Annotated in this window: 12 protein-coding genes; 5 read left to right on the top strand and 7 right to left on the bottom strand. The window is 43.1% G+C overall.

Annotated elements, in window-relative coordinates; translation table 11 throughout:
- The first annotated feature begins 124 nt into the window (after positions 1-124).
- On the top strand, positions 125-1,564 hold the full coding sequence (cls, locus tag DWW10_RS19980; RefSeq protein WP_022392752.1) for a cardiolipin synthase: 1,440 nt from the start codon (positions 125-127) through the stop codon (positions 1,562-1,564).
- Here cls and DWW10_RS19975 read toward each other — a convergent pair.
- The 3 genes from DWW10_RS19975 to DWW10_RS19965 are packed head-to-tail and all read right to left on the bottom strand — an operon-like array spanning position 1,559 to position 3,586.
- Positions 1,559-2,110: an RsmD family RNA methyltransferase gene (locus tag DWW10_RS19975; protein ID WP_022392751.1), complete on the bottom strand. Its 552-nt coding sequence runs from the start codon at positions 2,108-2,110 to the stop codon at positions 1,559-1,561. The genes cls and DWW10_RS19975 overlap by 6 nt on opposite strands.
- On the bottom strand, positions 2,101-2,880 hold the full coding sequence (locus tag DWW10_RS19970) for a DUF3822 family protein (protein WP_022392750.1): 780 nt from the start codon (positions 2,878-2,880) through the stop codon (positions 2,101-2,103). The genes DWW10_RS19975 and DWW10_RS19970 overlap by 10 nt, the downstream gene beginning before the upstream one ends.
- A 19-nt stretch (positions 2,881-2,899) precedes the next feature.
- Complete coding sequence (locus DWW10_RS19965) at positions 2,900-3,586, bottom strand: hypothetical protein (protein ID WP_022392749.1); 687 nt, start codon at positions 3,584-3,586, stop codon at positions 2,900-2,902.
- Positions 3,587-3,681: 95 nt separating this feature from the next.
- On the opposite strand from DWW10_RS19965, the gene DWW10_RS19960 reads away from it, so the two are divergent.
- Complete coding sequence (locus tag DWW10_RS19960) at positions 3,682-5,100, top strand: ATP-dependent DNA helicase (protein ID WP_022392748.1); 1,419 nt, start codon at positions 3,682-3,684, stop codon at positions 5,098-5,100.
- Between the two features lie 92 nt (positions 5,101-5,192).
- Entirely contained in the window at positions 5,193-6,020 is an 828-nt protein-coding gene (locus tag DWW10_RS19955; protein WP_022392747.1) for a hypothetical protein, read from the top strand.
- 413 nt (positions 6,021-6,433) lie between these two features.
- On the opposite strand, the gene alaS is transcribed toward DWW10_RS19955, so the two are convergent.
- Positions 6,434-9,052 (bottom strand): alanine--tRNA ligase, encoded by a 2,619-nt coding sequence (alaS, locus tag DWW10_RS19950; protein ID WP_022392746.1) that lies wholly within the window; start codon positions 9,050-9,052, stop codon positions 6,434-6,436.
- Between the two features lie 152 nt (positions 9,053-9,204).
- Between alaS and DWW10_RS19945 the strand changes: the two genes are divergently transcribed.
- Together DWW10_RS19945 and DWW10_RS19940 are read left to right on the top strand one after the other, a co-directional pair.
- On the top strand, positions 9,205-10,173 hold the full coding sequence (locus DWW10_RS19945) for a M23 family metallopeptidase (RefSeq protein WP_022392745.1): 969 nt from the start codon (positions 9,205-9,207) through the stop codon (positions 10,171-10,173).
- Between the two features lie 5 nt (positions 10,174-10,178).
- Positions 10,179-10,556: a MerR family transcriptional regulator gene (locus DWW10_RS19940; RefSeq protein WP_022392744.1), complete on the top strand. Its 378-nt coding sequence runs from the start codon at positions 10,179-10,181 to the stop codon at positions 10,554-10,556.
- A gap of 82 nt (positions 10,557-10,638) precedes the next feature.
- Here DWW10_RS19940 and DWW10_RS19935 read toward each other — a convergent pair whose 3' ends face one another.
- The 3 genes from DWW10_RS19935 to flxY are packed head-to-tail and all read right to left on the bottom strand — an operon-like array spanning position 10,639 to position 13,298.
- On the bottom strand, positions 10,639-11,346 hold the full coding sequence (locus DWW10_RS19935) for a hypothetical protein (RefSeq protein ID WP_022392743.1): 708 nt from the start codon (positions 11,344-11,346) through the stop codon (positions 10,639-10,641).
- A gap of 28 nt (positions 11,347-11,374) precedes the next feature.
- Positions 11,375-11,944, bottom strand: a complete 570-nt coding sequence (locus DWW10_RS19930; protein WP_022392742.1) for a hypothetical protein — start codon at positions 11,942-11,944, stop codon at positions 11,375-11,377.
- A 58-nt stretch (positions 11,945-12,002) separates the two neighbouring features.
- Positions 12,003-13,298, bottom strand: coding sequence for a flexirubin biosynthesis putative acyl-CoA ligase FlxY (gene flxY / locus DWW10_RS19925; RefSeq protein ID WP_022392741.1), 1,296 nt, complete (start codon positions 13,296-13,298; stop codon positions 12,003-12,005).
- Position 13,299 lies beyond the last annotated feature (1 nt).

The following is a 13,299-nucleotide window of genomic DNA, read 5'->3' as shown; positions in this document are numbered from 1 at the left end:
TAACCAGTTTTTGTTATAAGTTTCCCCTTCCATTTGCTACTCTGTTGAAGAAATGGAAGGGGACTTTTTTTGATTTTCCTTTTAAATAAACAGGAATTCTTTTATTTTCTCTATATTTGCTTTTGTGATTGACTGGAACTATATACTCAACCAAGTAGCTACCGTCGCCTTTGATATTATTTACTTTGGCGCTATCATCGGAACAATTGTTGTCATTATCCTCGACAATCGTAATCCGGTGAAGACGCTTGCATGGATACTGGTATTGATGTTCCTGCCTGTTGTGGGGTTAGTCTTCTATTTCTTTTTTGGACGAAGCCGCAGGCGGGAGCGCATCATAGGGCAGAAGATTTATAATCGTCTGCTGAATAAACCGATGGTGGAATATCTGGCGCAGGATGCCACTACTTTGCCGATGGCTTACAGTCGGCTTATTTCCCTGTTCCGCAACACGACCCAGGCATTCCCTTTCGACGGTAACCGTATCGAAATCTATACCAATGGCGGCTCCATGCTGCAATCCTTGTTGAAGGAGCTGCAGAATGCGCGGCAACATATTCATATTGAATTTTATATCTTTGAAGACGATGCTATCGGGCGTATGGTACGCGATGTATTGGTGGAGAAAGCGCGGGCAGGCGTTGAAGTGCGTCTTATCTATGACGATGTAGGGTGTTGGCATGTGCCCAATCGGTTCTATGATGAGATGCTCTCGGCAGGCATTGAAGTGCGTAGTTTCCTGAAAGTACGTTTTCCGCTGTTCACCAGTAAGGTGAACTACCGTAATCACCGTAAGATTGTGGTGATTGACGGGCGTGTGGGATTTGTAGGTGGAATGAATCTGGCAGAACGATATATGCGTGGTTTCTCATGGGGCATCTGGCGCGATACCCATCTTTTACTGGAAGGTAAAGCGGTGCATGGTCTGCAGACTGCTTTTCTGCTCGACTGGTATTTTGTTGACCGTACTTTGATCAGTGCTTCCCGTTACTTTCCGAAGATGGAAGCGGTCGGTACTTCTTTGGTGCAGATTGTAACGAGCGACCCCATCGGCCCCTGGAAAGAGATTATGCAAGGATTGAGTATGGCAATTTCCGGTGCAAAGAAATACTTCTATATACAGACTCCTTATTTTCTGCCTACGGAACAGATTCTGGCCGCTATGCAAACTGCAGCATTGGCAGGAGTGGATGTGCGTCTGATGTTGCCTCTGCGTGCGGATAACCGTCTGACGCATTTAGGTTCCTGTTCGTATCTGGCGGATGTATTGCAGGCAGGTGTAAAAGTCTATTTCTACAAGAAAGGCTTCTTGCATTCCAAGCTGATGGTATCGGATGATGAGCTTTCCACTGTTGGCTCTACCAATGTGGACTTCCGTAGCTTTGAGCATAATTTCGAGGTGAATGCCTTTATCTATGATACGGAAACGGCATTGCAAATGCGGGAGATTTTCCTTCAGGATCAGCGCGACTGCGTACAAGTCTTCCTTAAAAACTGGGTGAAGCGTCCCTGGTGGCGGAAAGCTGCCGAGAGCGTGGTGCGCTTGATGGCACCACTGTTATAAATCTGAAGCTTGCTGTTTGAAGAATGAGAAGTTTACACTTCCATATACCCGCCGTTCTACAAAGTTCGGATGATTCTCAAAGTTGTCTTTCTTGCCGTGTTCCAGTACAAACAGGCCTCCTTCTTTCAGCAGGTTATTTTCAAAGATAAGATTAGGAAGGGTTTCCAGCCCTTGTAATTCATACGGAGGATCGGCAAAAATGAAATCGAACTGTTCGCGTCCCCCTTTGATGAACTTGAATACATCGCCACGGATGGGGATACAAGTATCATCCTTCACTTCCTGCATGATTTTGCAAATGAAAGCGTGATGATCCCGGTCTTTTTCAACGCTGATTACACGATCGCAACCGCGTGATACCAGTTCTATACTGATGCTGCCTGTGCCTGCAAAGAGGTCGAGGGCAGATACACCATCTTCAAAATCCAGATAGTTGGCAAGTACATTAAACAGATTCTCTTTGGCAAAGTCTGTTGTGGGACGCGCCTTGAAGGTACGAGGTACGTCAAATCTTCTTCTTTTATATATTCCGCTGATTACTCGCATAGGGTTATGGCTTGTAGGTCGAGGTTAGTGGCAGGGTTCATTACGAATACCTGCCGGATGAATTTTCGTAGTTCACTGAGCAAAGTTTCTTTGTCGGACAACTCACCGGTAAGATGTAGTTCGTCGCGTTCTTGTTCGAAACCAAGCTGTTTCCATATATATAATAGGTAATAGATACGGTCTGCTGTCTGTTTGCACTCAAAAGAGTTGGCAAGGAGCAGGTGATTGCGGTCGTAGCAATATAGTTCGGCAGCATCTTTCCGCAGGTGCACATACATTTTCCTACTGTTTCCCAAGCGGCTTTTACTGGAGAAGTGTTCAATGAATGAACTTGCTTGTGAATAAAACCTCACATCAGGATATTGTTCGCAAAGAAACGAACGGGCACTTTTGTCCATGCTGAACAGTACTACGGTATTATTCTTCCGCAGAATGTTGTATTGTATAACTTCATTTTCCCGTTTAGGATGGTTATGGTAAAAGAGCATTTCCGTTTGCTCGTCCTCGAAAAACTCCAACGGTACAAGGGTAAAGCGTTTACCTGCCATGAGTATATTTACCCGGCGGTAAGGATGTTTTAACCATTCTACTTCGCGGAAAGTCTGTTTCAGGTTGGCTGTGAGGGAGAGTGATTCTTCGACTTTACGGTCAAGGAAAAAGAGTTCACCTTCATTGAGAGGGTTGAATACAGAAAAAGAAAATCCATCCGCACTGAGGCGGATGGATAACGTATATTGTTCCGATTTACTAAAGTCAATCGTTTCTATCATACAGAGTTGAGGATAGGAATTATTCCCAGTTACCTGCGTTATTGTTAGCTGTTTCCAAGCTACCGATCATCAGACCGCAATATTTACCCAATTTGGTTTGTACGTCTTTCATGTTAGCAATTTCTTGCTTGTCCAGACCGTTCAGGTAAGTTTCGTACGGAGTCTTAACTTCGAGCAGACAGAAAGGAGCACCTGATTTAGCAGTATCATTTCTGATAGCCATTTCGAACTGTGCACCACCACCGTAAGGAACATATCTCATAGAGTCAGCATTGAAACCTTTAGGGAATACTGTATCCAGTACGGCAACCCACAAAGTATCACGTTTGAAGTTTTCAAGACCTGCCTTCTTTACTTCATCGTATTTTCCTGTTTTCTTTGCTTTGTTGATAATAGCAATAGCTTTCTTTTCTGTCATACCGTCTTCCAACTGCTTATCATTCAATTCACCTTCTTTGTAGATGAAAGGCAACTTCTGGTTTTTAACAAAGTTGATCAAAGTGTCGAAACTTGCTGTGTACTGTTGGTGATTCAAGTTACGGTACTCCTGCTGTGCTTTACGGATGTCCATTAAACGGGCAATAACTGCCTTCTCTCTGTGCTTTCTTGCCTTTTCGAAATTAATAGGACCCATAATGCTGGTATAGCAGATGTAGATCAGTACCACTGCACACAAGCCTAAAATGACATTAAATACTGTTTTCATGATAAATATGTTTTTTAGTTGTTATATTCGTACCGCAAAAATAAAATAAATAATTCTAATGGCGATAGTTCCTGTAACTTTTTTCTATTACAAAAATGATAAATAACTATTTAGAAACGCAAATTAAGGAAAATTTTCCTTATGAACCAACTTTTGAGCAAGAAATAGTACTAAAATCATTGGCTACCTTCTTGCTATCTCCCCGTAACGATGCGGTTTTTGTACTGCGCGGATACGCTGGTACGGGAAAAACTTCGCTGGTTGGAGCATTGGTACGGACATTGGATAAGTTGCAACAGAAGTCAATTTTGCTGGCTCCTACAGGGCGGGCGGCGAAAGTCTTTTCTGCTTATGCGGGGCATCCGGCGTTTACTATTCACAAAAAGATTTACCGTCAGCAATCTTTCTCCAACGAGGTGAGTAACTTCTCGGTGAATGATAATTTGACTACACATACCTTATATATAGTGGATGAGGCTTCGATGATTTCGAACGAGGGCTTATCCGGTGCTGTGTTCGGTACAGGACGTTTGCTGGACGATCTGATACAGTTTGTTTACTCCGGTACAGGATGCCGCCTGGTGTTGATGGGCGATACAGCACAGCTTCCTCCGGTGGGTGAGGAGCAGAGCCCTGCCTTATTTGCTGAAGCTCTGAAAGGATATGGACTGGAAGTGATAGAGGTAGATTTGACGCAGGTAGTACGTCAGGTGCAGGACTCCGGTATTTTGTGGAATGCTACCCAGTTGCGCCAACTTATAGCCGAAGATGCCTGTGAAAGTTTACCAAAGATAAAGGTGTCGGGATTTGCTGATATAAAAGTAGTTCCGGGTGACGAACTGATAGATACGCTGAGTACTTGTTACGACCGTGACGGGATGGATGAGACCATTGTCGTATGCCGTTCCAATAAGCGGGCGAATATCTACAATAATGGTATACGTGCGCAAATCCTTTGGCGGGAGGATGAATTGAATACAGGTGACTTGCTGATGGTAGCAAAGAATAATTACTACTGGACGGAAAAAAGTAAAGAAATGGATTTCATTGCCAATGGTGAAATAGCTGTTCTTCGCCGCCTACGCCGTACACGTGAGTTATATGGTTTCCGTTTTGCGGAGGTTTTGCTCGCTTTTCCTGATTACGGGGACTTTGAACTGGAAGTTAATCTGTTGCTGGATACCTTGCATACTGATGCGCCAGCTTTGCCAAAGGCAGACAATGACCGGCTTTTCTATGCAGTACTCGAAGATTACGCCGATATTTCCATGAAACGTGAACGGATGAAAAAGATGAAGGCAGACCCGCATTATAATGCCTTACAAGTGAAGTATGCTTATGCCGTTACTTGCCACAAAGCGCAGGGCGGGCAATGGAAGAATGTATTTCTCGATCAGGGGTATATGACGGATGAGTATCTGGCACCGGATTATTTCCGCTGGCTATATACGGCTTTTACCCGTGCTACAGGTACTTTGTATCTGGTGAATTATCCGAAAGAACAAATACTATAAATCGCTGAAGCTAAAAAAAATATCTGTTCTCATGCAGTAATTAACTATTTACTGCATTTTCATTATACGAATCCGATATAAAAGCTAAAACAATGAGACACATCTATTCTATTTTAATGTTGATTTCACTCTTGTTTGTAGGTACTGCATGCGAGGATGATTATCGTGATATGGTGTTTTTTACGGGAGAGGCGCCTATTTACCAGATTGGGACTTGTTCTAATCTGATTAGTTCCGCGAATCTCTATTTGAATAAACCGGAAGGTATTATTGTTGGTGTGGATGGTGGAGACGGTAACTATTCCATAGTGAACGGTGACGATGCGATAGTAACTGCTGCTTTTGTAAAAAGTGAAAGTGGGTACCAACGTATACAGATTATTCCTAAAGCCGAAGGTGAGACGGGAATTACGGTAAGAGATGGTAGTGGTTCTTCAGCTTTACTGAGAGTGAAGGTAGATGAATGCCTGAAATTGGTTTGGTATAAAGTGAAGGATGGTATCGTGGTTCCCGGAGCTACAGAAGAACAACAGAAGAATATAGCGGATGCATTCACTGACTTTTTTACCGTAAAGGTGGGAGGACGTTATGAGATGATACCGGACAATGAATCTGAAATGTTGGAAAAAGGAACCTTGCGTGTTCGTCCGGATGATTCTGCTATTGCTCCTTTTATAGGACGATATGAAAGAGTTCCGGTTGTTGAAGATGAAAAGGAACGCTTAGGTCTGCTATTTGAGTATAATGGCGAAAAGCATCTTTATACTTTCAATGGTCCTGATCTGACCAGAACGTCTGTAATGGAATATATGGACTTTTGGGAAAATGTTACCGAGATCTGTCCGGTAGAAGTCCCGGCGGGATGTAAAGTTTATCATGTGGAACGCTTGAAGCCATATGAGGGAGTGGTGAATAATTGAAAAAGATATACTAATCTAACCTTTTTTGTCAAGAGAGAATTTATGTTTGTTTAACGGGACGGGAGGGCTTCGGCTTTCCCGTTTCTATTTTCTGCAAACAGATGGTGTGTTACCCTTAAACGGATGATGTGTTTTACCCAAACAGATGGTTTGTTTGGGGTGATTACATCGTTTGTTTTACTTCATTACATGGTATGTTATCCTGTAAAACATACTATCTTAACTCATTTCACTTTTATAGATACAAAAAAAGAGGAGAAACATTCGCTTCTCCTCTCTACTATATATCTTCCCGAAACTAAATCAGGATTACATTGACAAAGATACGACATCTGGATGTCAAAGTCAAGTCTTTTGCCAGTTATTTACTTGCACAGGCGAATAATAATCCGCCTGCCTTCACAAGTCAATTATTAAATTCCGGCCAGTTCCAGTACCTTTTCTATTGCTGCATTCAGTCCGTCAATGTTCTTTCCACCTGCTGTTGCAAAGTGAGGTTGGCCGCCGCCACCGCCTTGAATCAGTTTGGCAGCTTCTTTCACCAGGTTTCCGGCTTTCAATCCGCCGGCTACGAGGTTGTCGCTCAACATTACCGTCAGCATCGGTTTTCCTTCATTGATCGTTCCGGCAACGAAACACAGGTTTTCTGTAATCTCGCCACGCAGTTGGAATGCAATATTCTTAATGCTTTCTGCAGGTATCGGAGCACAAATCTTAATTACCTTTATGCCGTGGATTTCCTGCATGTTTTTCAGCAATCTTTCCTTTATCTGTGCCTCTTTCTCCCTCATGAAGTCTTCCATCTGCTTCTTCAATCCGGCATTCTCTTCAATGTATTTGCGGATGGTTCCGGCCAAGTCGGGTGCATTGTTGAAGAGTGCTTTCAGATCTTTCAGAGTATCTTCGATGGTGTCCATCAATTCCTCTACGCGTGCACCGGTGTAAGCTTCGATACGGCGTACGCCGGCAGCAACGGAACTTTCAGATACGATCTTTATCATACCGATGTTTCCGGTAGCGGCAACGTGTATACCCCCACAGAACTCAACGGATGAACCGAACTGAATCACACGCACATGGTCGCCGTACTTTTCACCGAACAAGGCGATAGCACCCAATTCTTTGGCATCTTCAATAGGAATATTGCGATATTCCTTTAAAGGTATGTTGGCACGGATTTTAGCATTCACCAGATGTTCTACCTGGCGGATTTCTTCGTCCGTCACTTTCTGGAAGTGAGAGAAGTCGAAACGTAGTGAGTCGGGGGTTACCAAAGAACCCTTTTGCTCTACATGCTCGCCCAGTACTTCGCGGAGTGCGGAGTCCAGCAAGTGGGTAGCCGAGTGATTGGCTGCACAGGCAGCACGTTTGTCGGTATCTATGCAAGCCATCATCGGAGCTTCCGGATGTGCGGGCAATTTCTTGGTGATATGTATCGGAAGGTTATTTTCCTTCTTTGTGTCAACTACCTCAATCGTTTCGAATTCGCTGACCAATACACCTGTATCACCTACCTGGCCACCACTTTCGGCATAGAACGGGGTATAGTCCAGTACAATCTGATACAATGTCTGGTTTTTCTGTTTTACTTGGCGGTAACGAAGGATACTTGTTTCATATTCCGTATAGTCGTAACCTACAAATTCAGTAGTTCCTTCTTTCAGTGTAATCCAGTCACCGGTTTCTATGGCAGCGGCATTGCGGGCACGTTGCTTCTGCTGTTGCATCTCGGCGTCGAACTCCTTGATGTCGGCAGTCATACCGTTTTCACGGAGAATCAGTTCCGTCAGGTCGAGTGGGAAACCGAAAGTATCATATAAGGTAAAGGCATCCTTACCACTGATTTCTGTCTTTCCGGCAGCTTTGGCGTCAGTCATCGTCTTATCCAGCAAGCGGATACCGGTTTCCAGTGTGCGGAGGAAGGAGTCTTCTTCTTCTTTAATAACCTTGCTGATCAGTTCTTTTTGTGCTTCCAGTTCAGGATAAGCTCCACCCATATTCTCAATCAGAACCGGGAGCAATTTATACATGAATGCCTGTCTCTGTCCCAGGAATGTATAACCGTAACGAACTGCACGACGCAGGATACGGCGGATTACATAACCTGCCTTTGCATTCGAAGGCAACTGACCGTCTGTAATAGAGAAAGCGATTGTACGAATGTGGTCGGCAATCACACGCATGGCGATGTCCTGTTGGTTGTCTTTGCCATAGGTGGTGTCTGCCATGTGAGCGATGGCTTTCAATATCGGCTGGAATACGTCCGTATCATAGTTTGAAGTCTTGCCCTGCAGTGTGCGTACCAAGCGTTCAAAGCCCATACCTGTATCGATCACTTTGGCGGGAAGTCCTTCAAGGCTTCCATCAGCTTTACGGTTGAATTGCATGAATACAAGATTCCAGATTTCAATAACCTGCGGATGATCCTTGTTCACCAATTGGCTACCTGGAACTTTGGCTTTCTCTTCTTCCGAACGTGAGTCTATATGTATCTCGGAACACGGACCACACGGACCTGTATCGCCCATCTCCCAGAAGTTATCATGCTTGTTACCGTTGAGGATATGATCTTTCGGAAGGTGCTGTTCCCAAAAGGAAGCAGCTTCATTGTCACGTTCCAATCCTTCTTCAGGGCTGCCTTCGAATACGGTGGCATAAAGGTTCTTCGGATCTATCTTCAGAACATCTACCAGATATTCCCATGCCCAGTCGATAGCCTCTTTCTTAAAATAGTCACCGAACGACCAGTTACCCAACATCTCGAACATGGTGTGGTGGTACGTGTCGTGTCCTACTTCTTCCAGGTCATTATGTTTTCCGCTAACGCGCAGACATTTCTGCGAGTCCGCGACTCTTTTATATTTCGCAGGGTGGTTGCCCAAAATAATATCTTTAAACTGATTCATCCCCGCATTAGTAAACATCAGTGTCGGGTCATCTTTAATTACCATCGGAGCCGAGGGCACTATCTGGTGGCCTTTGCTCTCGAAGAAACTCTTGAATGAGTTCCGGATTTCATTTGCAGTCAACATACTCTTCTATTTATCTTAATCTGTTACTATCTTCTATTCGATATTATCTACTAACTACTTGCTACTTAGTATTAATATTCTTGAAAAAACAGCGCAAAGATAGCTTGTTTTTATTACTTTTGCCGTATTAATGAGCGAAATATTTCCAAAAGATGCGCAAAGTTTACTACATTTATAATCCACAGACGCAGACTTATGACCGTATTTACCCTACTGTCCGGCAACGGATGGTGAGTCTCTTGCGCCGTTTGTTTATCGGCATGGGCTTAGGGGCAGGTAGTTTTATAATTCTGCTGATTATCTTCGGTTCACCTTCAGAGAAAGAGTTGAGGAAGGAAAATAGCCAACTTTTAGCGCAGTATAATGTGCTTTCCCGTCGTCTGGATGAGGCAATGGGGGTGTTGCAAGATGTGCAGCAGCGTGATGATAACCTGTATCGGGTTATATTTGCAGCTGACCCCATACCTTCGGCTATCCGCCAGGCAGGGTATGGTGGTACTAACCGTTATGAACACCTGATGGATATGGCAAACTCCGATCTGGTAGTGAATACAACTCAGAAGATGGATATGCTCAGCAAGCAACTCTATATCCAGTCTCGTTCTTTCGATGATGTGGTGGATATGTGTAAGAGTCATGACGAAATGTTGCGTTGTATCCCCGCTATCCAGCCTGTTTCCAATAAAGACCTTCGTAAAACAGCTTCCGGTTACGGAACGCGTATCGATCCTATCTACGGAACTACCAAATTCCATGCGGGTATGGACTTCTCGGCGCCTTTGGGTACGGATGTTTATGCCACAGGAGATGGTACGGTGATACAGATGGGGTGGCAAACCGGATATGGTAACCGGATTGTGGTAGATCATGGATTTGGCTATCAGACCGTATACGCGCATTTGCGTGATTTCCGTACTAAGGTCGGAAAGAAGGTGGTACGCGGTGAAGTTATTGGCGGGGTAGGCAGTACGGGAAAGAGTACAGGGCCTCACTTGCATTATGAAGTTCATGTAAAAGGTCAGGTAGTCAACCCTGTCAACTATTACTTTATGGACTTGAGTGCTGAGGATTACGACCGAATGATACAAATTGCTGCCAACCACGGTAAGGTTCTTGATTAACAGCTATGGATAAAGATCTGAAATTATATTATTCCATCAGTGAGGTAGCTCAGATGTTCGATGTGAACGAGTCTTTGCTTCGTTTCTGGGAGAAAGAGTTTCCACAACTTTCTCCGAAGAAGGGAAGTCGTGGGGTGCGACAATACCGCAAAGAGGATATTGAAACTGTGAAGCTGATCTATCATCTGGTGAAGGAACGGGGAATGACATTACCCGGTGCCCGCCAGAGAATGAAAGACAATAAAGAAACCACTCTCCGTAACTTTGAAATTGTAGATCGCCTGAAAGCGATTCGTGAGGAGTTGATCAGTATGAAGAAAGCCCTTGACGGATTTACTTATGAACAGGTGGATGAACTGAAAAAAGATATTCAGCAGGGATAGAAGAAACATAATAAATGAAAAGCGGATTGAAAACTACATGGCATAGAATTCAATCCGCTTTTTAGTATAGAGACTGCTTTACTTAGAATTCGAAACCAAATTTGATTCCGATACCATTTATAGACTCATTATCATAGTAATAATGGCTGCCATAATAGTATTCGTAATCATATTCTTGATATGCGTATTCCAGTTTAAGATTCAGTGCCATCTTTTTAGCAAGAGCGAAGCGTACACCTATACCAAATGTAACAAAAGCCCCTTCTACATCACCAGCGGCGTAACCACTTTTAATATCAGCAAATGGCGTAATCTTGTTTTTGGTGAAATTGGCTCTGAAGCTGGCAAATATGGGAACAGAATATAAATCAGCATCTGTATAACAATTCAATCCCAAACCACCTCCGACAAACAGATAATTATTAAACTGATAACCGTGTGTGGTTGATAAAGTAAATCTGTTAGCATCATAATCGCTTAGGTCGAAGATATAACCGGTTTCAACAAAACCCTTATAACCTCTCAAGGTACTGCTCTTTTTCCCGAAATCCTGGTGTCTATTCTTAGATGCACCTACTTCTTTCGTAATTTTCTCAACTTCATTCATTGGATAGGCAAAGATACTTCCATCAGCAGTTTGTATTTTCAGCGAACTGTTGGGTATTTGCTCAATGATAATACCACGGATGATACTTCCGTTTTTCAGATAAACAACTTCAGTGTAATTTTGTGCTGCACAGTGAAGGCTGATACCTACTAATAAGGTAAATAATAATAGTAATTTTTTCATCGTCTTTTGTTTTTAGTATATTCTTTTTTTATAGATTGTTTATAACTTTATAAATAGAACCAGCCCAATAATTGCGTAATCCAAAACCTCTTGCTTTACCACCTGTAGCCCAATCTTGTATTATTTCTTTCGTATCCGTATTGAAGAATACTACCTGATAAGAGCCGTATGCCTCTGCTTTGTTCAATAATTTAGCAATGATAACCAGTCCAATACCTGGCTTGTTTTGCGTGGGAAGTGCTTTCACTATTTGTTTAATCTGCTCTTCACTCAACGTATAGCTTGTATCAGTCGTCATCAATTCTTGTGGATTGATTGCTCCATTTACCTGATTGACTGCGTCAAGTGAGATTTCACTGACTCTTACTTTTAACTTCTTGCTAACATCATATTTTTTGGCTTCGGTGATAAATAATTGGTTAATTTCATTAAATGCCACTTTAAATTGTGCCGGGGATTCTGCTGCACCAAATACTTTGGCCGCCGAATAATCCACTCCATAGAAATTGATACTTTCAGCTTCTTTAAGGAAGTTCTTGTTTTGTCCGAAGCAAATCATGCTTGTTGCAAGGAACAGAAGGGTGAATAGCTTTTTCATACAATTAATAATTTAGAATCAGTACTCAGTTTATAAATTTGTCAAAATTAGATAATAGTTATCGTAAATCAAAGAATTTAATGCTTTTTCTACTCATCGGAGGCATTTGTATCTGGGCAATATACTCTGCCGGTTCAAACCGGATAGTAGGTGCTACCCGTATTTTAGAACGGAATAAATCTTTAATTTCTTTGGCAAAGCTTTCGCTGTTCTCGTCACTGCCAATCCGGATCAAGATCTCGTCTGTACCTAACTTATTGGTATACACTTCAACAACATAGTTTTTTACCCGTGGAATATCATCCAATATGTCGAATAATGCAGGTGGGTACAAGGTTGTTCCTTTATATTTTATCATTTGGCCTTTTCGTCCCAGCACAGAACTTAACCGGATGGTATTTCTGCCACATGCACAAGGTTCCGTATATTGGTAACAGATGTCTCCGGTTTTAAAACGAAGTAAAGGCATACCTTCCACCCCTAAGGTGGTAATGGTTACTTCTCCCGGTTCCCCTTCTTTCACCGGAAGGTTCTTGTCATCCAGAAACTCTACAATGATAAGCTCGGGTTGCAGGTGTCCGCCATGAAATTCAGAACATTCGGTGAAGGACGATTGCATTTCCGTAGAGGCATAAGTGGAATAGAGTTGGAGTGACGGCCACTTTTCGCTGATACGCTGTCCAAGGGTGTTCAATGTAAAGTCGGGGTTACGCAGTGCTTCGCCGATACATACACACTTCTTCATAGAACAGGTGTTATGATCAATCTGATTTTTCTCGGCAAACTCTATCAATTTAATCAGGAATGAAGGAACGACCATGCCGCAGGTAGGGTGAATACGATGAATGGTATCCCATTGCAGTTCCGGTATACCGTTGCCTACACGGGCTACTCCCATACCGAGCTCTCTGGCTCCCAGGTAGTAGGCCAACCCTGCCATGAAGCGGCGGTCTATGGTAGTCATCAGTTGCAGTATATCGTGTCGGCTGCATCCGGCAGTATTGAAAGACAAATATTCGTTGTATGCCAGACGGTCCAGGTCTTTGGAGGTCAGTACAAAAGTAACCGGATCTCCTAAAGTTCCGGAAGTGGTGACATAGTCGATAATATCATCCGGGTCTACACAGATGAATTCACTGTTATGTAGTTGCAGGTCCGTTTTGGTGGTAACGGGAATTTGTTGGAGGTCTTCTATCTTCTTGATTCGGGTGATGTCTATGGAATGTTCTTTGAACATTTGCTGATAGAAGCGGGAATGTGCCTGCAAGTAAGCCAAGGTTTCGGTGAGTCTGGCTTCCTGATACAATTTAATCTCTTCAGGAGAACGAAACTGTATGTCTGGATTCTTTTCCATA

The organism is Bacteroides intestinalis, from assembly GCF_003464595.1.
Taxonomy (GTDB): Bacteria; Bacteroidota; Bacteroidia; order Bacteroidales; family Bacteroidaceae; genus Bacteroides; species Bacteroides intestinalis_A.
Note: the sequence above shows the minus strand (reverse complement) of the source record. Positions and strands in the feature narration are given on the sequence as shown.

Excerpts from the sequence above, each read along its gene's own strand:
- DWW10_RS19945 (WP_022392745.1), top strand. The coding sequence starts at position 9,205 with ATGCGCAAAGTTTACTACATTTATAATCCACAGACGCAGACTTATGAC.
- DWW10_RS19960 (WP_022392748.1), top strand. The coding sequence starts at position 3,682 with ATGATAAATAACTATTTAGAAACGCAAATTAAGGAAAATTTTCCTTAT.
- DWW10_RS19965 (WP_022392749.1), bottom strand. The coding sequence starts at position 3,586 with ATGAAAACAGTATTTAATGTCATTTTAGGCTTGTGTGCAGTGGTACTG.
- DWW10_RS19935 (WP_022392743.1), bottom strand. The coding sequence starts at position 11,346 with ATGAAAAAATTACTATTATTATTTACCTTATTAGTAGGTATCAGCCTT.
- DWW10_RS19955 (WP_022392747.1), top strand. The coding sequence starts at position 5,193 with ATGAGACACATCTATTCTATTTTAATGTTGATTTCACTCTTGTTTGTA.
- DWW10_RS19975 (WP_022392751.1), bottom strand. The coding sequence starts at position 2,110 with ATGCGAGTAATCAGCGGAATATATAAAAGAAGAAGATTTGACGTACCT.
- DWW10_RS19970 (WP_022392750.1), bottom strand. The coding sequence starts at position 2,880 with ATGATAGAAACGATTGACTTTAGTAAATCGGAACAATATACGTTATCC.
- DWW10_RS19930 (WP_022392742.1), bottom strand. The coding sequence starts at position 11,944 with ATGAAAAAGCTATTCACCCTTCTGTTCCTTGCAACAAGCATGATTTGC.
- DWW10_RS19940 (WP_022392744.1), top strand. The coding sequence starts at position 10,179 with ATGGATAAAGATCTGAAATTATATTATTCCATCAGTGAGGTAGCTCAG.
- alaS (WP_022392746.1), bottom strand. The coding sequence starts at position 9,052 with ATGTTGACTGCAAATGAAATCCGGAACTCATTCAAGAGTTTCTTCGAG.
- flxY (WP_022392741.1), bottom strand. The coding sequence starts at position 13,298 with ATGGAAAAGAATCCAGACATACAGTTTCGTTCTCCTGAAGAGATTAAA.